Annotated in this window: 22 protein-coding genes; 11 read left to right on the top strand and 11 right to left on the bottom strand. The window is 62.6% G+C overall.

The window, feature by feature from the left end; translation table 11 throughout:
* Positions 1 to 81: 81 nt before the first annotated feature.
* The 3 genes from ACH2CW_RS16900 (at position 82) to ACH2CW_RS16890 (ending at position 2,862) form a co-directional block, all read left to right on the top strand.
* Entirely contained in the window at positions 82 to 1,311 is a 1,230-nt protein-coding gene (locus tag ACH2CW_RS16900) for an MFS transporter (protein ID WP_395060259.1), read from the top strand.
* A gap of 166 nt (positions 1,312 to 1,477) precedes the next feature.
* Positions 1,478 to 2,290: an SDR family oxidoreductase gene (locus tag ACH2CW_RS16895; RefSeq protein WP_395060257.1), complete on the top strand. Its 813-nt coding sequence runs from the start codon at positions 1,478 to 1,480 to the stop codon at positions 2,288 to 2,290.
* Positions 2,287 to 2,862, top strand: coding sequence for a class I SAM-dependent methyltransferase (locus tag ACH2CW_RS16890; protein ID WP_395060255.1), 576 nt, complete (start codon positions 2,287 to 2,289; stop codon positions 2,860 to 2,862). Before ACH2CW_RS16895 ends, ACH2CW_RS16890 begins: the two co-directional genes overlap by 4 nt.
* A gap of 8 nt (positions 2,863 to 2,870) precedes the next feature.
* On the opposite strand, the gene ACH2CW_RS16885 is transcribed toward ACH2CW_RS16890, so the two are convergent.
* From ACH2CW_RS16885 to ACH2CW_RS16870, 4 genes are read right to left on the bottom strand one after another with little or no spacing between them, the layout of a single operon-like run.
* Positions 2,871 to 3,842: a tripartite tricarboxylate transporter substrate binding protein gene (locus tag ACH2CW_RS16885; protein ID WP_395060253.1), complete on the bottom strand. Its 972-nt coding sequence runs from the start codon at positions 3,840 to 3,842 to the stop codon at positions 2,871 to 2,873.
* A 28-nt stretch (positions 3,843 to 3,870) separates the two neighbouring features.
* Positions 3,871 to 4,833, bottom strand: a complete 963-nt coding sequence (locus ACH2CW_RS16880) for a zinc-binding dehydrogenase (protein ID WP_395060251.1) — start codon at positions 4,831 to 4,833, stop codon at positions 3,871 to 3,873.
* 58 nt (positions 4,834 to 4,891) lie between these two features.
* Positions 4,892 to 5,701 carry an enoyl-CoA hydratase gene (locus ACH2CW_RS16875; protein WP_395060249.1) on the bottom strand — a complete coding sequence of 270 codons (810 nt, stop codon included), beginning with the start codon at positions 5,699 to 5,701 and terminating at the stop codon, positions 4,892 to 4,894.
* Complete coding sequence (locus ACH2CW_RS16870; RefSeq protein WP_395060247.1) at positions 5,701 to 6,891, bottom strand: CaiB/BaiF CoA transferase family protein; 1,191 nt, start codon at positions 6,889 to 6,891, stop codon at positions 5,701 to 5,703. Before ACH2CW_RS16870 ends, ACH2CW_RS16875 begins: the two co-directional genes overlap by 1 nt.
* A 180-nt stretch (positions 6,892 to 7,071) precedes the next feature.
* Between ACH2CW_RS16870 and ACH2CW_RS16865 the strand changes: the two genes are divergently transcribed.
* The 4 genes from ACH2CW_RS16865 (at position 7,072) to ACH2CW_RS16850 (ending at position 10,681) form a co-directional block, all read left to right on the top strand.
* Positions 7,072 to 7,749 carry a GntR family transcriptional regulator gene (locus ACH2CW_RS16865; protein ID WP_395060245.1) on the top strand — a complete coding sequence of 226 codons (678 nt, stop codon included), beginning with the start codon at positions 7,072 to 7,074 and terminating at the stop codon, positions 7,747 to 7,749.
* 91 nt (positions 7,750 to 7,840) lie between these two features.
* The gene (dapA, locus tag ACH2CW_RS16860; RefSeq protein ID WP_395060243.1) at positions 7,841 to 8,722 is read left to right on the top strand and encodes a 4-hydroxy-tetrahydrodipicolinate synthase; all 882 of its coding nucleotides are present in this window, start codon (positions 7,841 to 7,843) and stop codon (positions 8,720 to 8,722) included.
* Positions 8,723 to 8,757: 35 nt separating this feature from the next.
* Entirely contained in the window at positions 8,758 to 9,888 is a 1,131-nt protein-coding gene (gene bamC / locus ACH2CW_RS16855; protein ID WP_395060363.1) for an outer membrane protein assembly factor BamC, read from the top strand.
* Positions 9,889 to 9,907: 19 nt separating this feature from the next.
* Complete coding sequence (locus ACH2CW_RS16850; RefSeq protein WP_395060241.1) at positions 9,908 to 10,681, top strand: MBL fold metallo-hydrolase; 774 nt, start codon at positions 9,908 to 9,910, stop codon at positions 10,679 to 10,681.
* Between the two features lie 57 nt (positions 10,682 to 10,738).
* On the opposite strand, the gene ACH2CW_RS16845 is transcribed toward ACH2CW_RS16850, so the two are convergent.
* The 3 genes from ACH2CW_RS16845 to ACH2CW_RS16835 form a co-directional block, all read right to left on the bottom strand.
* A complete protein-coding gene (locus ACH2CW_RS16845) occupies positions 10,739 to 10,960 on the bottom strand; it encodes a hypothetical protein (RefSeq protein ID WP_395060361.1) in 222 nt (73 codons plus the stop codon).
* Between the two features lie 201 nt (positions 10,961 to 11,161).
* A complete protein-coding gene (locus tag ACH2CW_RS16840; protein ID WP_395060239.1) occupies positions 11,162 to 11,665 on the bottom strand; it encodes a hypothetical protein in 504 nt (167 codons plus the stop codon).
* Positions 11,666 to 11,712: 47 nt separating this feature from the next.
* The gene (locus tag ACH2CW_RS16835) at positions 11,713 to 12,882 is read right to left on the bottom strand and encodes a JmjC domain-containing protein (RefSeq protein WP_395060237.1); all 1,170 of its coding nucleotides are present in this window, start codon (positions 12,880 to 12,882) and stop codon (positions 11,713 to 11,715) included.
* Between the two features lie 14 nt (positions 12,883 to 12,896).
* Here ACH2CW_RS16835 and ACH2CW_RS16830 point away from each other — a divergent pair, with 14 nt between their 5' ends.
* Positions 12,897 to 13,421, top strand: a complete 525-nt coding sequence (locus ACH2CW_RS16830; protein WP_395060235.1) for a peptidylprolyl isomerase — start codon at positions 12,897 to 12,899, stop codon at positions 13,419 to 13,421.
* Positions 13,422 to 13,495: 74 nt separating this feature from the next.
* On the opposite strand, the gene ACH2CW_RS16825 is transcribed toward ACH2CW_RS16830, so the two are convergent.
* The 4 genes from ACH2CW_RS16825 to coaBC form a co-directional block, all read right to left on the bottom strand.
* Complete coding sequence (locus tag ACH2CW_RS16825) at positions 13,496 to 14,002, bottom strand: glycine zipper 2TM domain-containing protein (protein ID WP_395060233.1); 507 nt, start codon at positions 14,000 to 14,002, stop codon at positions 13,496 to 13,498.
* Between the two features lie 196 nt (positions 14,003 to 14,198).
* Positions 14,199 to 14,645 (bottom strand): dUTP diphosphatase, encoded by a 447-nt coding sequence (gene dut, locus ACH2CW_RS16820; RefSeq protein WP_395060231.1) that lies wholly within the window; start codon positions 14,643 to 14,645, stop codon positions 14,199 to 14,201.
* A 4-nt stretch (positions 14,646 to 14,649) separates the two neighbouring features.
* Complete coding sequence (locus ACH2CW_RS16815; protein WP_395060229.1) at positions 14,650 to 15,063, bottom strand: hypothetical protein; 414 nt, start codon at positions 15,061 to 15,063, stop codon at positions 14,650 to 14,652.
* A gap of 14 nt (positions 15,064 to 15,077) precedes the next feature.
* Positions 15,078 to 16,337 (bottom strand): bifunctional phosphopantothenoylcysteine decarboxylase/phosphopantothenate--cysteine ligase CoaBC, encoded by a 1,260-nt coding sequence (gene coaBC / locus ACH2CW_RS16810; RefSeq protein ID WP_395060227.1) that lies wholly within the window; start codon positions 16,335 to 16,337, stop codon positions 15,078 to 15,080.
* A 140-nt stretch (positions 16,338 to 16,477) separates the two neighbouring features.
* Here coaBC and ACH2CW_RS16805 point away from each other — a divergent pair, with 140 nt between their 5' ends.
* The 3 genes from ACH2CW_RS16805 (at position 16,478) to kdsA (ending at position 19,769) form a co-directional block, all read left to right on the top strand.
* Positions 16,478 to 17,092: a DUF1080 domain-containing protein gene (locus ACH2CW_RS16805; RefSeq protein ID WP_395060225.1), complete on the top strand. Its 615-nt coding sequence runs from the start codon at positions 16,478 to 16,480 to the stop codon at positions 17,090 to 17,092.
* Positions 17,093 to 17,247: 155 nt separating this feature from the next.
* Entirely contained in the window at positions 17,248 to 18,915 is a 1,668-nt protein-coding gene (locus ACH2CW_RS16800) for a CTP synthase (RefSeq protein WP_395060224.1), read from the top strand.
* A complete protein-coding gene (gene kdsA, locus ACH2CW_RS16795; RefSeq protein ID WP_395060222.1) occupies positions 18,912 to 19,769 on the top strand; it encodes a 3-deoxy-8-phosphooctulonate synthase in 858 nt (285 codons plus the stop codon). Before ACH2CW_RS16800 ends, kdsA begins: the two co-directional genes overlap by 4 nt.
* Positions 19,770 to 19,791 lie beyond the last annotated feature (22 nt).

Here is a 19,791-nt window from a genome sequence, read left to right as displayed (position 1 = left end):
CCGCCCACTCATGCGTATTTCTCATCAAATCCATGAACATTCCGGGGAGCAGAAAAACCCTCGTCTGGTTACATTCAGAGCATGCCATCGACATCACGAAACCTCTCCATGACCCAGGTGCTGCTGTGCGGCGCCATCATCGTCACCCTGTCCATGGGCATACGCCACGGCTTCGGCCTGTGGCTGCTGCCCATCACCCAGGAACAGGGCTGGACCCGCCAGACCTTTGCGCTGGCGATTGCGGTGCAAAACCTGTCCTGGGGCATTTTCGGGATTTTTGCCGGCATGCTGGCCGACCGTTTTGGTGCCTTTCGCGTGATCATTGGCGGCGCCGTGTTGTACGCCTTGGGCCTGGTCGGTATGGCGATGTCGACCAGCGGCCTGATGTTCACACTGACCGCTGGCATTTTGATCGGTGCCGCCCAGGCCGGAACCACCTACGCCGTGATCTACGGCGTGATCGGGCGCAACATCCCGGCCGAGAAGCGCTCCTGGGCCATGGGTGTGGCCGCCGCGGCCGGATCCTTCGGGCAGTTCCTGATGGTGCCGGTGGAAGGTTTTTTGATCAGTGGCCTGGGCTGGAAGGAGGCGCTGCTGGTGCTCAGCGCCGCCGTGCTGCTGATTGCCCCCCTGGCCTTCGGCCTGCGTGAAACAAGTTTCGGGCCCGGCCAGGCACCGCCGCGCGAGCAGACCATCTTCCAGGCATTGAAGGAAGCCTTCAAGTACCCGAGTTTCCAGTTGCTGATGGCCGGCTATTTTGTCTGCGGCTTCCAGGTCGTGTTCATCGGGGTGCACATGCCCAGCTACCTGCGCGACAAGGGCCTGTCGCCGGAAGTCGCCAGTTATGCATTGGCGCTGATCGGCCTGTTCAATGTGTTCGGCACTTACGCCGCCGGCACGCTGGGCCAGCGCCTGTCCAAGAAAAACATCCTGGCCTTCATCTATTTCGCGCGGGCCGTGGTGATTGCGGTGTTCCTGGCTGCGCCGCTGAGCCCGCTCAGCGTCTACATCTTTGCCAGCCTGATGGGACTGCTCTGGCTGTCCACCATTCCGCCGACCAATGCCGTCGTGGCGCAGATTTTCGGCATCCAGCATCTGTCCATGCTCAGCGGTTTTGTGTTTTTCAGCCACCAGATCGGCTCTTTCCTGGGTGTCTGGCTGGGCGGCTACCTGTATGACCGCACCGGCAGTTACGACATCGTCTGGTACATCGCCATTGCGCTGGGCGTGTTTGCGGCGCTGGTGAACCTGCCGGTGCGCGAAACCGCAATCCAGCGGACTCGCCCCGCCACGGTCCCGCAAGGCGCCTGAGATGGCACGCAAACTCGCCCTCCACTCGCTGGCCGTCGCGGCCAGCGTGGGCGTGTTTGCGCTGTACACCCGGCCCGACTTTCTGCGCACCCTGGCCGACCAGATCTGGGCCTGTTTTTAGGTGATAGGCTTGCGTCTCCAAAAAAAACGAACGGGAGACAGCGGCATGAAAACCATCGTGATCACGGGCGCCTCCGAGGGCATAGGCGCTGAAATGGCGCGCCAGCTCGCGCAGCGCCATGGCGCACAACTGTCGCTGGTGCTGGCCGCCCGTAACGAAGAGGCCCTGCAAGCCGTGGCGGCGCAGTGCCAGGCCAGGGGCGCGAGCGCGCTGGTGGTCCGCACCGACGTCTCCGAACCATCCCAGTGCAGCGCGCTGATCACAGCAGCCCTGAACCACTTCGGCCGTATTGATACGCTGATCAACAACGCCGGCATGTCGGCGCAGGCGCTGTTCGCCGAGGTCAGGATGGAGGACCTCGGCTGGTACGAACAACTGATGAAAATCAACCTTTGGGGCAGCGTCTGGTGCACCCATGCGGCCCTCCCGGCTCTCAAACAAAGCCGGGGCAGCATCGTCGCGGTGTCCAGCCTGGCCGGCCTGGTCGGTGTGCCGGGCCGCACCGCTTACAGCGCGACGAAATTTGCCATGACCGGTTTTTTTGAAGCGCTGCGCGCAGAAATGAAAAACGCCGGTGTCAGCGTCACCACCGCCTATCCCGGCGTGGTCGCCACGCAGATCCGGCACCGCGGCTTCAACGCCGCCGGTGCACCGGCCGGCAGCAGCGGGCTCAAGGAAGACGGCGCCATGAGCGTGGAGGAATGCGCCCGCCTGATCGTCGAAGGCATGGAGCGGCGCGAGCGCGAGGTGGTGATGACAGCCAAAGGCAAGCTCGGCCGCTGGCTCAAGCTGATGGCACCCGGCGTGGTTGAAAACATGGCGCTGGCCGCATTGAAGGACGAGGTCAAGCCATTGTGAGCACCTCAGCCTCCCCCCTCAGCCCACACGGCAGCGAGCCCGCTTCTGACTGGGTGCAGCGCTGGTCGCACCTGGTCCGGCCCGGGGGCACAGTGCTGGATGTGGCTTGCGGCCAGGGCCGTCACGCCTGGTGGTTTTACAAGCTAAAACACCCTCTAGCCCTTGTGGATAAAGCGCAAGCAGCTATTGATTCGATAGCAATTCCGGCGGATGCCTGCGAAAAGGTGGTGGCCGATATTGAAGCCGGCCCGTGGCCCTTTGCGGGGCGACAGTTTGATGCGGTGGTCGTCACCAACTACCTGTGGCGCCCGTTGCTGCCGGCGCTGCTGGACAGTCTGGCACCTGGCGGTGTGTTGATCTACGAAACCTTCGCGCAGGGCAACGAAACCGTCGGCAAACCCTCGCGACCCGACTTCCTGCTGCGTCCGGGCGAATTACTGAAAGTCTGCCAGGGCTTGCGCGTCGTCGCCTTTGAAGACGGCTTTCGGGACGCCCCGACGCGCTTCGTGCAGCGCATCGCGGCGGTCCGGGAAACCTCGCCGGTCGGCCATGTGCCGCGGTACCGTCTGTAGGCGCAGGCTCAGTCGAGCTTGACGCCCGCATCCTTGACCAGCTTGACCCAGAACTTCGCATCTTCATTGAGGAAACCGGCAAACTGCTCGGGCGAGGCCGACAGTGCCACGTCCGTACCTTCACGGGCCAGCGCGGCCTTGACAGAGGGCTGCTGCATCGCCACGGTGGTCGCGTCAAAAATTTTCTTGACGATGGCTGGCGGCGTGCCAACCGGCACAAAAAGCCCGTACCAGAACTCGATGCTGTATTCCGGCAGGCCGGCCTCGGCCATGCCCGGCACACCAGGGACCAGCGCCGAGCGCTCGCGCGTGCTGACCGCCAGGCCGCGCAGGCGCCCGGCCTGCACCATGGGCAGCACCGACGGCGGCGTGCCGAAGGTCAGCTGGGTGTCGCCGGCGATCACTGACTGCACGGCCGGCCCACCGCCACGAAACGGGATGTGTGTCATCTGCACGCCGGTGATCTGCAGGAACAGAGCGGCGCCCAGATGTGGGGCCGAGCCGTTGCCCGAGGTCGCGTAGTTGAGCGTGCCTGGCGCCTTTTTGGCTTTGTCGATGAGGTCCTTGACGGACGTGATGCCCTGGGCCGGGTTGGCGGCAATCACCAGCGGCGAGGTGGTGACCTTGGTGATAGGCATGAGGTCGCGGGCGGTGTAACCCAGCTTGGGGTTGAGCGCCGGGTTCACCGAAATACTGCTCGGGCTGGCAATCAGAATGGTGTAGCCATCCGGGGCGGCCTTTGCCGCGGCTTCGGCCGCAATGCTGGAGCCGGCGCCGGCGCGGTTTTCGATCACGATGGGCTGGCCCATGGACTTGCCGAGCGCCTCGCTCATGGCCCGGGCCACATAGTCGGCCGCCCCGCCCGGTGCAAAGCCAACCAGCATGCGCACCGGTTTCGCGGGATAGGCCGGCGCCTGGGCGGCTGCGCTCAGGCTCAGGCTGCCTATCAGCAATGCGGATAAAAATTCTTTTGTTGTCACGGTGTTGTCTCCTTGTTGATGTGAGGGGCTAGGGCATGGCGAGCACAATTTTTCCGAGGTGCTGGTTGGCGTCCATGCAAGCCTTGGCGGCAGGCAGTTCGCCGAACGCAAACACCTTGTCCACCAGCGGACGGATGCGGCCGTCGGCCAGCGCTGGCCACACGTCAGTGATGAAGCCGGCCACGCTGCGGGCGCGCTGCTCGCGCGTGCGTAACTTGTTGGACACGCCAAACAGGTGCAGGCGTTTCATGTGCAGGGCTTCGAGGTCGAGCTCGGCTTTCAATGAGCCGTCCACGTAACCGACGGTGGCATGACGCCCCTCGAAAGCCAGGCAACGCAGGCCTTCGGCAAACACCGAACCCCCGACCGCATTGACGACAAGGTTCACCCCCTTGCCGGCCGTGGCCTGCATGACAGCCTCGTAAAAATCGGCCTTGCGTGTGCACAGGCCGACGTCCAGCCCCAAAGGCTGCAACCGGGCCAGCTTTTCAGCCGACCCCGACGTGCCAATCACCTGCGCCCCCAGCGCCTTCGCTGTCTGCAGGGCCGCCACGCCGACGCCAGACGAGATGCCATTGACCAGCAGCCACTCACCGCCAGCCAGGCGACCCTGCTCAACCAGCATGTCATAAACCACCATGAAGGTCAGCGGCACACTGGCGGCCTCTTCCCAGGACAGCGCGGCCGGCATATGCATCACTTCATGCAGGTCCATCAAGACGTATTCCGAAAACGCGGCGGTGCAGCGGCCCATGACACGATCGCCTGGCTGAAAGCCGGTAACGCCCGCGCCAGGCTTCACGACCTCGCCGGCGCCCTCCATGCCCACCGCCTTGCCGGTCGCACTCAGACCGGTGAGAAGTTCGCCGCGGTTGAGCCCGGCAGCGTGCAGGCGCACCAGCAGTTGCTGCGGACCGGGTTCGGGCTGCGCGACTTCACGCAACTCCAGCGTGGATTCGTTATTGAGGGTCTTCATCCAGTAAGACTGCATGGCTGGGTTCCTGTGGGTGGGTGGTGTGAGCGAGCGTGCGAGCGGTTGGCAGTCTTCTTTACTTCCCCGTGAACACCGGTTTGCGTTTTTCCATGAAGGCCTTGCGACCCTCCGCGTAGTCGGCACTGTCGAAACAGCCGCGTATCAATTGCTGGCACAACGCCAGGTCCAGCTCGGTCGAAGGCTTGAGGATTTCTGCCGTGATGGCCTTGGCCGCGCGTATCGTCAGCGGCGCATTGGCCGCCATCGCCGCCGCGTAGTCCTCCAGCAGCGCCGGCAAGTGCTCCGGCGCGCACACACGCGACACCAGACCCAGCGCGTGGGCCTCGGCCGCGTCAATCTTTCGGGCCGTGAAAAACAGGTCTTTCGCCGCGCCGGGGCCGATCAGGTCGACCAGGTTTTTCATGGCCGAGTAGCGGTAGCCCAGGCCCAGGCGCGCCGCCGGAATCGCAAACACCGAGTCGCTCGCGGCAATGCGGATGTCGCAACTGATCGCCACGTTCACGCCGCCGCCTATGCAGTAACCACGTATACACGACAGCGTGGGTTTGCTGAAGTTGAGGATGCTCATCAGGGCGGTTTCCGCCATCTGTTCATAACGCGTGACGGCTTCTTGCGCGGCCCGCATGTCCTCAAATTGGGATATATCGGCACCGGACACGAAGGCCTTCTCGCCGGCCCCTGAAAACACCACCAGCCGCACCCGCTCATCGGTTTCGGCCAGGCGCAGCAGCGCCGGTACCGCCTCCCACATGTCGACCGACAGCGCGTTGTGACGCGCCGGGTTGTTGAAACGGATGTGCAGCGTGGACGCTTCCAGCCAGGTCAACACCCGTTCGGTGGGGGACTCATAAGTCAGCTCAGCCATCAATAAACTCCGGTTGATTTCATGCGCGCCAGGTCATCGGCACCCCAGCCCAGTTCGGCCAGGATTTCCTCGGTGTGCTCGCCGCGGCGCGGCGCCGCGCGGGCAATGGTGCTGGGCGTGCGCTCAAGCTGCACCGGCTGGCCGACCAGGCGCTGCGCCCCCAGGTGTTTGGACACCACCTCCTTGACCATGGCTAGGTGCTGGATCTGCGGCTCTTCGAACACCTCGTCCATGCTGTTGATGTGACCACAGGCCACGCCGCCGGCGTTCAGCCGCTCTATCCAGTAGTCCCTGTCCTGCGCCGCCAGCAGCCGGTTGATTTCGGCGTTGAGCGTGTCGCGGTTGATGGATCGCCCACGTTTGTCCTTGTAACGCTCGTCACTGACCCACTGCGGCGCGCCCAGGATGTCGCAAAAGCGTTCCCAGATCTTGGAGCCAAACACCGCGATGTTCATGTAGCCGTCGCGCGCCTTGTAGACGCCGGTCGGAATGCTGGTCGGGTGGAAGTTGCCAGCTTGCGTGGCAACTTCGCCGTCAATCAGCCAGCGCGAGGTCTGAAAATCCATCATGTAGACCATCGACTCCAGCAGCGATGTGTGCAGCCACTGACCCTTGCCCGAGGTCTGGCGCTCAAGCAGTGCCACCAGGATGCCCTGGGCCGCAAATATACCGGCGCACAGGTCGGCGATCGGAATGCCCACACGCATGGGGCCCTGTTCGACCATACCGGTCACCGACATCAGGCCACCCATGCCTTGGGCGATCTGGTCAAAACCGGGCCGCGCGGCCAGCGGGCCGGTCTGGCCGAAGCCCGAAATGCTGGCGTACACCAAGCCGGGGTTGCCCACAGCCAGGGTGTCATAGTCGATGCCAAGGCGGAACTTGACGTCGGGCCGGAAGTTCTCCACCACCACATCGGCACCTGCAATCAGGCGTTTGAGCACACTGATGCCCTCCGGCTCCTTGAGATTGAGCGTGATCGAGCGTTTGTTGCGGTGGGTGTACTGGTAGTCAGAGCCTTCCTGACCGCCCAGCGTGTCATCGCCGCGCATGTGTTCAGGCATCTGCACCTGGATCACGTCCGCCCCCCAATCAGCCAACTGCCGGCAGGCGGTGGGTCCGGCGCGAACCTGGGTGAGGTCCACCACGCGAAAGCGCGCTAGCGCGGAAGAAGCAGGCATGTGAGGCATGGGGAATCCGAAAAATCAAAAACGAAGGGCGAGTGTCTTCTTTGGAGGCTACAAGTGTCAACACTTTTTATATAAAAGAGAACACTTTTACGAAATTTGATCTCTTGTCAGTGCGAGTCCGCTACCATAGCGGCACCTCTTGTCATGCGCCCGCAAAGCGCCCTACCGGCCGTCAAGCCCATGTCATCCCCCAGAGAAAAGCCCGAGCAGGGACTGCCGATCCTCATCGCCGACGAGCTCAAACACCTGATCTACACCGGGGTGCTCAAGCCTGGCGAACGGCTCAACGAGGCAGCGCTGGCCTTGCGCATGGGCACCAGCCGCGGCCCCATCCGGGAGGCCATCCGCATGCTCACTGGTCTGGGCATCGTGAAAGCCGTCCTCAACCGCGGTGTGTTTGTGCGGCAGATCTCGATGCGTGAAATGCTGGAGATTTATGACCTGCGCGCCCTGGTGTTCGGCTTTGCCGCTGAACGCGCCACCGAGCACATCGGCGAAGAGCACAAGCAGCAGTTCGAGCTGTTGCTGACGCAGATGGACGCAGCCTGCGAGGCCGAGGACGCCGACCGCTATTACGACCTGAACCTGCAGTTCCACGCATTGATCCTGCGCCTGTCGAACAACCAGCGCGCGCACGCCACCTATGACGACTATGTCAAGGAACTGCACCTGTTCCGCCGGCGTTATTTCAACTCGCCGGGCAACATGCGGCGCTCCAACATCGAGCACAAGTCGATTTACGAGGCCATCGTCAAGGGTGCCAAAGTCAAGGCCAGGTCTGCCGCAGAGCGCCATGTGCTGTCGGGACGCCAGCGCCTGCTCGCGAGCATCGACGACAGCAGCCCCCTGTCGGGATAAACCCTTCACTGCGCACTGAGTAGAATGCGCAATCAGCCTGATTTCCCGGTTTGATACCGGCAGGCCGGGCCCCTCAACCTGACACACAGACATGAATACCATTACCGGCAGCATCGTTGCACTGGCCACACCCCTGCATGAAGACGGCAGCGTTGACTACCCGACTTTGCGCAAGCTGGTGGACTGGCACATTGCCGAAGGTACCGACTGCATCGGCGTGGTGGGCACCACCGGCGAATCGCCGACCGTCAATGTGGAGGAACACTGCGAAATCATCCGTGTCTCGGTCGAGCAGGCCAAAGGCCGCGTTCCCGTGATGGCTGGTTGCGGCGCCAATTCGACCTCTGAAGCCATCGAACTTGCGCGTTTTGCCAAAAAAGTGGGCGCCGATTGCCAGTTGCAGGTCGTGCCTTACTACAACAAGCCTACCCAGGAAGGCCAGTACCGCCATTTCACCGCCATTGCCGAAGCGGTCGAGCTGCCCATGGTGCTGTACAACGTCCCTGGCCGTACCGTGGGTGACATGCTGCATCCCACGGTATTGCGGCTGGCGCAGGTCCCCGGCATTGTCGGCATCAAGGAAGCTACCGGCAACATCGAGCGCGCGCAGTGGCTGATCAAGGAAGTGCCGGCCGGTTTTGCGGTCTACTCGGGTGATGACCCGACCGCCGTGGCACTGATGCTGTGTGGCGGTCAGGGCAACATCAGCGTGACGGCCAATGTGGCACCGCGCCTGATGCACGAGTTGTGTGTCGCGGCGATTGCCGGCAACAGCCGCGCCGCGATGAAGATCCAGCTCCAGCTGCTGCCTTTGCACAAACATCTGTTTGTCGAAGCCAATCCGATCCCGGTCAAATGGGCGATGGCTCGCATGGGGCTGTGCGGCGGAACCTTGCGCCTGCCCATGACACCGCTTGAAACTGCCAACGAAGCCACGGTCGAAAACGCATTGCGCGTTTGTGGCCTGATCTAATTTTTAAGGGAATCCACGTGAAGAAGACATTGCCCATGCACAACGCCTCCCGCCAGCCCCTCTTGCCCCTGCCATTGATGGCGCTTGCTGCCGCCCTCGTCCTGTCCGGTTGCTCGTCGATCGGCGAGGCCTTGCAGGGTGACAAGGTCGATTACAAGTCCGCCACCAAAGGCGCTTCACTCGACGTGCCCCCGGACTTGACCCAGTTGTCACGAGAGACGCGTTACGTCGTGCCCGGCACGGCCGTCACCGCCAGTGGCTACCAGGTCGGCCAGACCACGCAGTCCGTGCCCACAGCAGCAACGACAGTGGGTGATGTCCGGATCGAACGCGCCGGCAGCCAGCGCTGGCTGGTGGTCAACCGCCCGGCCGACAAGCTGTGGGGCCCGGTGCGCGAGTTCTGGCAGGAAAGTGGCTTCCTGATGACCCTGGACCAGGAAAACCTGGGCATCATGGAAACCGACTACGCTGAAAATCGTGCCAAGTTGCCTCAGGACTTCATTCGGGCCACGCTCGGAAAACTGCTGGACAACCTGTACTCCACCGGCGAACGTGACAAGTTCCGCACCCGCCTGGAACGCACCCCGACCGGCGGCACCGAGATTTACATCAGCCACCGCGGCATGGTCGAAACCGTTCAGGAAAGCCGCACCACAGGTCCGGTCAAGTCGGGCGAAAGCACCGTCTGGCAACCGCGTCCAGCCGACCCCGAACTGGAAGCGGAATTCCTGCGCCGGTTAATGGTCAAACTGGGCGTCACGCAAGAACAGTCCAGAGCCCTGGTGGCCAGTGGCACAAACCGCCAGACCTCGCGTGTCGCCGATGTCAACAACGTCCCGGTGGTCCAGATCGATGAAGGTTTCGAGCGCGCCTGGCGCAGGGTCGGCCTGGCATTGGATCGCACCGGCTTCACCGTCGAGGACCGTGACCGCGCGCAGGGCACTTATTTCGTGCGTTACGTCGAACCCACGGCGGACAAGAAGGAGCCGGGCTTCTTTGCCAAGATGTTCAGCTCGCCGGCAGCCATTCCGCCCCTGAAATACCGGATTTCCGTGCGCAGTCAGGCCGAGGCAACCACCGTGTCCGTACTCAACGAGCAAGGCGCGCCCGAGGCGTCGGCCAATGCCCGGCGCATCGTGCAGGTGATTGCAGACGACCTGAGATAAGTCTGGCTAGCTGTTCCAGGTGTTGCGGTTTAAAAGCCTGGGCAGCGGCAGCACCGGCAACGCCACGCTGATCGAGGCGGGCGGCCGGCCCGCGTTTCGCGTATTGGTCGATTGCGGTCTGGGCATCCGGCAGCTCTCGCTGCGGCTGGCCGAGGCCGGCCTGGCCAACAGCGACATCAATGCCATTTTCATCACCCACGAACACAGTGACCACATTGGTTGCGCCCGGCAGTTCGCACTGCGTCATGGTGTGCCCGTTTGGATGAGCATGGGCACTTACAGCGCGCTGGACAAACCTGATTTTGAAGGCTGGTTGCGCATTGCCCAGGATGGCGTCGCCATTGATCTGGGCGGCCTGCAACTCATGCCGTTCACGGTTCCGCACGACGCGCGCGAACCGCTGCAATTGACCTGTACAGATGGCGCCGCCAAGCTGGGCATTCTGACCGACCTTGGCCATGCGACCGCCCATGTGCTGGATCACCTTCAGTTGTGCGACGCGCTGATGCTGGAGTCCAACCACGACAGCGAGATGCTGGAGGCATCGGCTTATCCGTTTTTCCTGAAGCAGCGTGTCAGCGGCCAATTTGGTCATTTGTCCAATGACGCTGCAGCGCAGATTGCCCGTAGCGTATGCCACAACGGGCTGAAACACCTGGTGGCCGCGCACCTGAGCCAGCAGAACAACCGACCGGCCCTGGCGCAAAAACTGCTGTCTCAGGCCCTAGGCTGCCGCAGTACTGATATTGTGGTGGCCGATGCCGGCAGCGGCACACCCTGGCTCACGCTGTAAGCGTTTGCCCATGAAAAATGCCGCCCGAGGGCGGCATTTTTGAGGGCTGGCGAAGAATTACTTCTTGGCAGCTTCTGCAGCAGCGCTGGCGGCGAGGTCAGGCGTCGGTGCGGCAGGAGCCGAAGCGTCAGCGGCTGGCGCAGGAGCAGGCATAGGCGCTGGTGCGGGAGCAGCCATAGGTGCTGGTGCCGGCGCAGGAACAGCGGCTTCTTCTTTTTTACCGCAGGCAACCAGGGCGACGGCTGCAACGATGGCTGCCAAAACGAGAGACTTGTTCATTTGAATGATCCTTGATGAATGAGAAAACAATTTCCGGAAATCGTCAAAAAAAAACTCAAATCGAAACGATCCGAGCTGTGCTTGACCGGGCAAAAGGACTCGAGCTCTTTCTTCCCAGACCGGCATTATATGCGGGTTTTCACGCGCGTAGAAACCCGGAATTGACAACCCCGGCGACATGCTGGCCGAACAACCAAGCGACTAGATGCCGAGTGTGGTCGCCGCAAAAGCCGGGCTGCTACGCTGCAGTTTCTCGGCCAGCCGCTCTTTCAACGCAACACGCCGGCCTGCCTCCGAGCCTGCCACGCCAGTGCTGTGAGCCAAGTCAAGCCGCTCAAACGCCCAGCCAGGACTCCAGAACACGCTGGGCAGTTCTCCAGATACATGGCCACGGCAATCGACGATGTGCGACCAGGTGCGGCGCCAGGTCACAAAACGCGCATGCCGCCGGATCACCTCATCGTAGTTTTGCGCCAGCATGGTCAACTTGCGGCCCGATGCCGACCAGTCGTTGAGCGCCTGCGCCACCACACGCTCGCCGAGCGGCCAGTCCTCGAAATTGGGGTCGCACACAATGATTTCACGCCACCCTTGCTCGGCCGCGACGGCAAAGGCGCGGCGCACCAGGTCGGCAAACGCGGAGCGGCCTTCAAAGCGCCCCTGCAAAAGCGGCGAAGGGGGTACAGGCGATTGATCACTGTCCATGGCTTGGTCCCGTTGAACGCGAGTCATTTTTACATGCAACCTGCGTCTCAGGCAGGCGCGTGAGCCAGCCAGCCGGCCGCATACCAGTCCGCCAGCAAATCCAACGCAGCCTCGCTGGCTTTGCGCAAATCGGTCGTCGACAAACCGCGCTGGTCGGCAAGGCGGCGCATCAACGCCGCATCGGCGCCTCTTGCCCGATAACTCTCGCCGTTAAGAAACACATGGTGGGTGTCATACAGCATGCGGCTACGCGGATCCAGGCAGAGCCCGCCCGGATGGCCCGTGTCCCAAGGACCGGCCGGCTCGTCAAACCACACGGAAGCCTTGGGCTCGGTCAGGTACTCGCCCAACACACAGGCCAGTGCCAGCGGATCTTTCAAGGCATCGTGCAAAGCCTGCTGTGCAAATTCAAGCAGGCCCGACGGCAAGGCCGCCGGTGTGGCAGTTGCAGCCTGGGCGCGGTCCGTGTACAGATGCGGGGCAGCGCCGGTTTGGGCCTCGCCGTCAAAATCAGCAAGACGTTGCAGCAGTTCGCCCGCCAGTTCACTGCGGCCCGGCGCGCGAAACCCGATCGAGTAGGTCATGCAGTCCTGCGCCCTGCCGTCCGCGCCGACACACGACTCGGCCAGGCCATCGTGTGCGTAGCGCGGCGGCAGGTACAGCATGTCACCCGCCTCCAGCAAGAACTCCTCTTCTGCTTCAAAGTTCTGCAGGATTCTCAGAGGTACTCCTTCCTGCAGGCTCAAGTCTTTCTGCTTGCCGATCTTCCAGCGCCGCCGGCCACTGGCCTGCAGCAGAAAAACATCGTAACTGTCGAAGTGCGGCCCCACGCCCCCGCCCGATGTGGCAAAGGAAATCATCAGGTCGTCCAGCCTGGCATCAGGGATAAAACGGAACTGTTGCAACAGCGCATGCGCCCGCGCATCATGCAGGTCCACGCCCTGAACCAGCAGCGTCCAGGCGGGTACTGACAAGGCCGGCAGGCTGCGCGGCCCGAACGGCCCCTGCTTCATGCGCCAGCCTTTGGCCTGTTGCTGCACCAGACGCGACTCCACATGCGCCTGCCCGGCCAGCCGGAACAGCGACGCGCGGTCAAGCACCGGCCGGAATCCGGGGATGGCCTGGCGCACCAGCAAAGGCTTTTTCTGCCAGTGACGGCGCATGAATTGCTGCGGGGTGAGACCGCCGAGCAGGGGAAGGGCTAAAGTGACATCCATGGGACAATTGTCGGATGAAAATCACCCCGCAATGCGTTGTTGCCCTGACCTGGACGCTGAAAGATACCTTGGGCGAGGTCCTTGACGAACTCGATGAGCCGGTGGAATTCCTGCTGGGCGGCGACGACCTGCTCGCAAAAATTGAAGAGCGCCTGCAAGGCCACGACGCGGGAGACAGCCTGGACCTGCATCTGGAACCCGAGGACGCGTTTGGTGACTACGACGAAAACCGTGTTTTCCTGGAGCCGCGCAAGCTGTTTCCTGCAGAGCTGGAAGAAGGCATGACATTCGATGGTGCCGCCCTGCCTGCCGGCTGCAGCGCCGATATCCAAACCAAGCTGATCTATACGGTCACCGAGATTTATCCAGAACACGTGGTGCTGGACGGCAACCACCCGCTGGCCGGCATCGCGATCCGCCTGAGCCTGAAGGTTGAATCGGTGCGTGAAGCCAGCGAGGAGGAGATTGGCCAAGGAACCATGGGAACCGGATTTTTCAGGCTGGAAGCACAGGCGCCGGGCAACAACACACTGCACTAAGCGCGTCCGAAAAAAGAGCAAGAAAAAACCGGCAGGCCTCGCGGCATGCCGGTTTTTTGCTGGACGGCCGCAAATTACATCATGCGGAAAAGCTGGTTGTTCTGGATCCGCACGCGGTCACCGATACGCAACTCGCCAAAAGAAGGAACCTCATAGGCACGCATGGTGCCATTGTCCATCTGTACCGACACACGGTAGGTCTGGTTGACCGGGGCGTTGGCAGCATTGCGGTTTGCTTCAATGGCGTTGCCGGCTACAGCGCCGCCAACCGCACCCACCACGGTCGCGATATCACGGCCGCTGCCGCCGCCGATCTGGCGGCCCACCACTGCACCGGCCACCCCACCGAGCACCATACCGAGTCCGCCGGTCGCCTTGGCTTGTTCCTGGGTCTGGACAAGCTCCACGTTGCTGACGCGGCCGTATTCCATAAAGTTGCCCTGCGGCGCCTGGTTCGGGAAAGTCTGTGTCTGTTGGGGAAACGTGGCAACGGGCTGCTGGCTCATGGGCGCAGCGCAAGCGGCCAGACCGGCGACCAGCACCACAGCAGAAGTGACGGTGAAGAAACGGGATGTGTTCATGAGGAAATCTCCGGTAATTTAAAAACTGCCCGAACCGTCAAAGGGGTCTGTCGGCCGACAGCGGGCCCTGATCCGGAACATGCCTTATTACAGGTTAGTTCACGGGCGGCTGGGGTGGGGGGCAAGGCTGTGAAGGCGTGGGAAGCCACTATCCGCAACTGTAGGAAAAGCCTGACGCTCGCGACCCGGCGACCCGTCAGGCTTTGCCGGTCGAACCGTAGCCGCCTTCGCCGCGCTCACTGGCAGCAAACGCCTGCACCACGTTGAACTCGGCCTGCATCACCGGAACAATCACCAGTTGCGCGATACGTTCCATCGCCTCGATGGTGAAGGCCACATCACTGCGGTTCCAGGCACTCACCATCAACTGGCCCTGGTAGTCGCTGTCAATCAGGCCGACCAGGTTACCCAGCACGATGCCGTGTTTGTGCCCCAGTCCAGAGCGCGGCAGGATCAGGGCCGCGTAACCGGGGTCTTGCAGGTAGATGGCAATGCCCGTGGGCACCAGTTGCCAGGCGTTGGGCTGCAGGGTCAGGGGAGCGTCCAGGCAGGCCCGCAAGTCAAGCCCGGCACTTCCGGGGGTGGCATAAGCCGGCAAGTTGTCCTGCAGCCTGGCATCGAGAATCCTGATGTCGATTTTCATCTCGCTATTTCCGTTGAGTCAATTCTTGGGTGGCGCGCTCGACCAGCCGGCGCAGGGTGTCGCCCGGCGCACCGGTCGAGGCCTGCTTGAAGCGATACAGCAGCCAGCCGACCACCGCCAACAACAGGGGCAAGCTCAGGATGCCGACGCGCGGGAAAAATACTTCAAGAATCTGCAGGGCAATCCAGGCGAGCAGCGCCCAGCGCACCATGGACCAGACCCTCAAGCCCATGGTTGTCTCCACCGGTTCGTCAGGACCTGGCGCGGACGCAGGCGCAGCGACAGGGTTCCCGAGCTTGCCGGACGGGAGCACCGCACCCGCTTCGCGCGCCAGCGCAGTGGCAGCCGATCGAGCGCTCAGTTGCTCTACATAACGCGCGAAGTCACCGTCCGGCGGCGTGTCAGGGATCCGGTTCATGGCTGGTTTGGCCTTCAGGAAAGACGGGTGGCAATATCGGCCACCAGCTCACGGGCCAGCGACAGCTTGGAAGCACGCGCCAGTTCCCTGCTGCCCTGGGCATCCACCAGCAGCAGGGCATTGTCATCACGGCCAAAGGTGGCCGGACCGATGTTGCCGACCAGCAGCGGCACGCCCTTGCGCTTGCGTTTGGCCTGCGCGTTGTGTTCCAGGTCGTGGCTCTCGGCGGCAAAACCCACGCAGAACAGCTCGCCCGACTGGGCGCGTGCCGATTGCGCCACAGTCGCCAGAATGTCGGGGTTCTCGGTAAACGACAATTGCGGTGGCTGGCCGGAGCCGTCTTTCTTGATCTTTCGCTCCGAGCTGCTGGCCGGACGCCAGTCGGCCACCGCAGCAGTTGCTATAAATACAGTAGCTGCTGGCGCCTTCTGCATAACGGCTTCAAGCATATTTTGTGCTGAGCGCACGTCGACGCGGGTGACGCCGCGCGGCGTCGGCAGGCTCACCGGCCCGGCGACCAGCGTGACCTCGGCCCCCGCCTCCTGGGCGGCGCGGGCAATCGCAAAACCCATCTTGCCACTCGACAAATTCGTGATGCCGCGCACCGGGTCCAGGGCTTCGTAAGTCGGCCCGGCCGTCACCAGCAGCTTCTGGCCAGCCAGTAGCTTGGGACGGAAGAAGGCAATGATGTCTTCGAGCAGCTCCGGCGGCTCCAGCATGCGGCCATCGCCGGTCTCTCCACAGGCCTGAAAGCCCGAACCCACGCCCAGGATCGTGGCGCCATCAGCAGACAACTGGGCCAGGTTGCGCTGCGTCGCGGGATGCGCCCACATCTCGCGGTTCATGGCCGGGGCAATCAGCAGCGGCACCGTGGCCATCGGCCGCGCCAGGCACATCAGGCTGAGCAGGTCATCGGCCCGGCCGTGCAGCAGCTTGGCCATGAAGTCGGCGCTGCAGGGGGCGATCAGGATGGCGTCGGCCTCGCGGCTCAGGTTGATGTGCGCCATGCTGTTGTCGATGCCGCCAGCGGGTCGGCTGTCCCACTGGCTGGTGAACACCGGCCGGCCGCTCAGTGCCTGCAGCGTCACGGCCGTGATGAACTGCTCGGCGGCCTCGGTCATCACCACCTGCACGGTCGCGCCCTGTTTGATCAGGGCCCGGCACAACTCGGCGGCCTTGTAGCAGGCAATGCCGCCCGACAGGCCCAGCACGATGTGTTTGCCGGCCAGGTCGCCGCCGGCCACGCTGGTCTCGTCGTTTGCTTGCTTCGTCATGCCCGCAATGTAGCAGGAGCCTGACGCCTTGTTCCCGCACGCAGGCCGCGCCGGAGGGTGAGTATGGATTGACACCCTGGACAAACGGTGCAGTATCCGGCGTGGCAATCACCGATCTTGATTCAAACACAGGAGACCTCATGAACCGTTTTTTCGCCAGAAGCCTGGCCTTGCTGGTTGTCGCAGCAAGCGTCGCTGCGTGCTCCCACATGCGGGCAGACGCGGGGTGGACCACGCTGGTGGGAGGCCCGGACACCCTGCAGAACTGGGACCGATTGGGTGATGCCAATTGGCGCATGGAGGACGGCCTATTGGTCGCCGACAAGGCTTCCGTGGCCAGCTACCTGGTGACGAAAAATTCGTACAAGGACTTTCAGATCAGGGCAGAGTTCTGGGCAGACCACACCACCAACAGCGGTATTTTCATGCGGATCGCCGATCCCAAGAAAGTTGCCGCCACGAACTCGTATGAAGTCAACATCTACGACCAGCGCCCCGACCCCAGCTACGGGACGGGCGCCATTGTCGATTTCGCCAAGGTCTCACCGATGCCCAAGGCGGGCGGCAAGTGGAACACTTTCCTGATCACGGCCAAAGGCACGAACCTGATCGTCGAAATGAACGGTGTCCAGACCGTCAACATTCAGGACAGTAAATTCGCCAGCGGCCCCTTTGCCTTGCAGTTTGCCAACGGCCCCCAGGGTGCACCCGGCGGTATCATCAAGTGGCGCAAAGTGCAGATCAGCGCGCTGTAGGCGTACTGGATGTGAACCCCGCCCCGAACTCGGGGCATTTTTTTGGGCGCCTGCGTCAAACAGGCCTTGATTTGCTCCCGGTGCGGCAAGTCCGCGCGAAGCGCCCCGTATAATCCTCGTTTACCACCTATGCGAACTTGCGGTTCGTACCTGACATGACCAAATTTGTCTTCGTCACCGGCGGTGTGGTGTCTTCCCTGGGCAAGGGAATCGCCTCAGCCTCCCTTGCAGCGATCCTTGAATCGCGAGGCCTCAAAGTCACTTTAATCAAGCTCGATCCCTACCTCAATGTGGATCCGGGCACCATGTCCCCCTTCCAGCACGGCGAAGTTTTTGTCACTGATGATGGCGCCGAGACTGACCTGGACCTCGGCCACTATGAGCGTTTCATCGAAACGCGCATGCGCAAGGCCAACAACTTCACCACCGGCCAGATTTATAAAAGCGTGCTCGAAAAAGAGCGTCGCGGCGACTACCTCGGCAAAACGGTGCAGGTGATTCCACACGTCACCAACGAAATCCAGGAGTTCGTCAAGCGCGGCGCCGGTTACGAGACGCCCGACGCGGTCGACGTGGCCATCGTCGAGATCGGCGGCACCGTCGGCGACATCGAGTCCCTGCCCTTTCTTGAAGCCGTGCGCCAGATGAGCTTGCGTCTGGGCGCCAACAACACCGCGTTTGTGCACCTGAGTTATGTGCCCTGGATCGCCGCTGCCGGCGAACTCAAAACCAAGCCGACCCAGCACACCGCCAAACAGCTGCGGGAGATCGGCATCCAGGCCGACGTGTTGCTGTGCCGCGCGGACCGTCCGATTCCCGCCGAGGAGCGCGCCAAGATCTCGCTGTTCTCCAACGTGCCCGAATGGGGTGTGATCTCCATGTGGGACGTAGACACCATCTACAAGGTGCCGCGCATGTTGCACGAGCAGGGCCTGGACGGCCTGATCTGCGACAAGCTGCGCCTGAACACACCGCCGGCCAACCTCAAGCGCTGGGATGACCTGGTGTATGAAACCGAACACCCGCAAAAACAGGTCAACATCGCGATGGTTGGCAAGTATGTAGACCTGTCCGACAGCTACAAGTCCCTCAACGAGGCGCTGCGCCACGCCGGCATGAAAAATCACGCCAAGGTCGTGATCGAGTACGTCGACTCCGAAAGCATCACGCCCGACAACGTGTCACGTCTGGCCAAGTTCGACGGCATCCTGGTGCCCGGCGGCTTCGGCATACGCGGTGTGGAAGGCAAGATCTGTGCAGCGCGTTATGCCCGCGAGAACAAGCTGCCTTACCTCGGCATCTGCCTGGGCATGCAGGTCGCGACGATTGAATTTGCACGCCATGTGGCTGGCCTGAAGGATGCCAACAGCACCGAGTTCGAGCCCAACACGCCGCACCCCGTCATCGCCCTGATCACCGAGTGGAAAGACGCCGACGGCACCATCAAGACCCGTGACGCCAAGTCCGACCTCGGCGGCACCATGCGCCTGGGCGCGCAGAGCTCCGACGTCACCAAAGGCACGCTGGCCCACGGCATTTACGGCGACGTGGTGACCGAGCGGCACCGCCATCGCTATGAGGCCAATGTCAACTACCTCGACCAGTTGCGCACTTCCGGGCTGGTAATTTCGGCCTTGACCCAGCGCGAACAACTCACCGAAATCGTCGAGCTGCCGCGTGATGTGCACCCCTGGTTCGTCGGTGTGCAGTTCCACCCCGAGTTCAAATCCACGCCATGGGCCGGCCACCCGCTGTTCAACGCCTACATCAAAGCCACGCTGGACCACCAGGTGGCCGGCAAATCCCTGAAAGTGGTGGCATGAAGCTTTGCAATTTCACGATCGGGCTGGACCAGCCCTTCTTCCTGATCGCCGGCCCCTGCGTCGTTGAGTCCGAGCAGCTCCAGATGGACACCGCTGGCGCGCTCAAGGACATCACCGCCTCGCTGGGCATTCCCTTCATCTTCAAGTCGAGTTACGACAAGGCCAACCGCTCCAGCGGCACCAGCTTCCGCGGCCCCGGCATGGACAAGGGCCTGGAGATCCTGGCCAAGGTCAAGCGTGATCTCGGGCTGCCGATCCTGACCGATGTGCATTCCGACGCCGAAATCGCCACGGTCGCCTCGGTGGTCGACGTGTTGCAGACGCCGGCCTTTCTGTGCCGCCAGACCGACTTCATCCATGCGGTCGCGCAATCGGGCAAACCGGTCAACATCAAGAAGGGCCAGTTCCTCGCGCCCGGCGACATGAAAAACGTCATCGCCAAGGCACGTGCTGCGGCGCGTGAAAAAGGCCTCAATGAAGACAGCTTCATGGCCTGCGAACGCGGCGCAAGTTTTGGCTACAACAACCTGGTCAGCGACATGCGCAGCCTGGCCATCATGCGCGAGACCGGCGCGCCGGTCGTGTTTGACGCCACCCATTCGGTGCAACTGCCGGGCGGCAACGGCACCAGCAGCGGCGGCATGCGGGAGATGGTGCCGGTGCTGGCCCGCGCCGCGGTCGCGGTCGGCATTGCTGGCCTCTTCATGGAAACCCATCCGGACCCGGCCAATGCCATGAGCGACGGCCCGAATGCCGTGCCGCTCAAACACATGAAGGCCTTGCTGGAAACGCTGCTCGAACTCGACCGCGTGACCAAGAAATACGGCTACCTCGAAAACAATTTCAGCGCCTGAACACGGCCTGCAGGCGCACACA

The organism is Polaromonas sp., assembly GCF_043778355.1.
GTDB lineage: Bacteria > Pseudomonadota > Gammaproteobacteria > Burkholderiales > Burkholderiaceae_C > Polaromonas.
The sequence above is the reverse complement of the archived record's forward strand: the minus strand, read 5'-3'. Positions and strand labels throughout refer to the sequence as shown.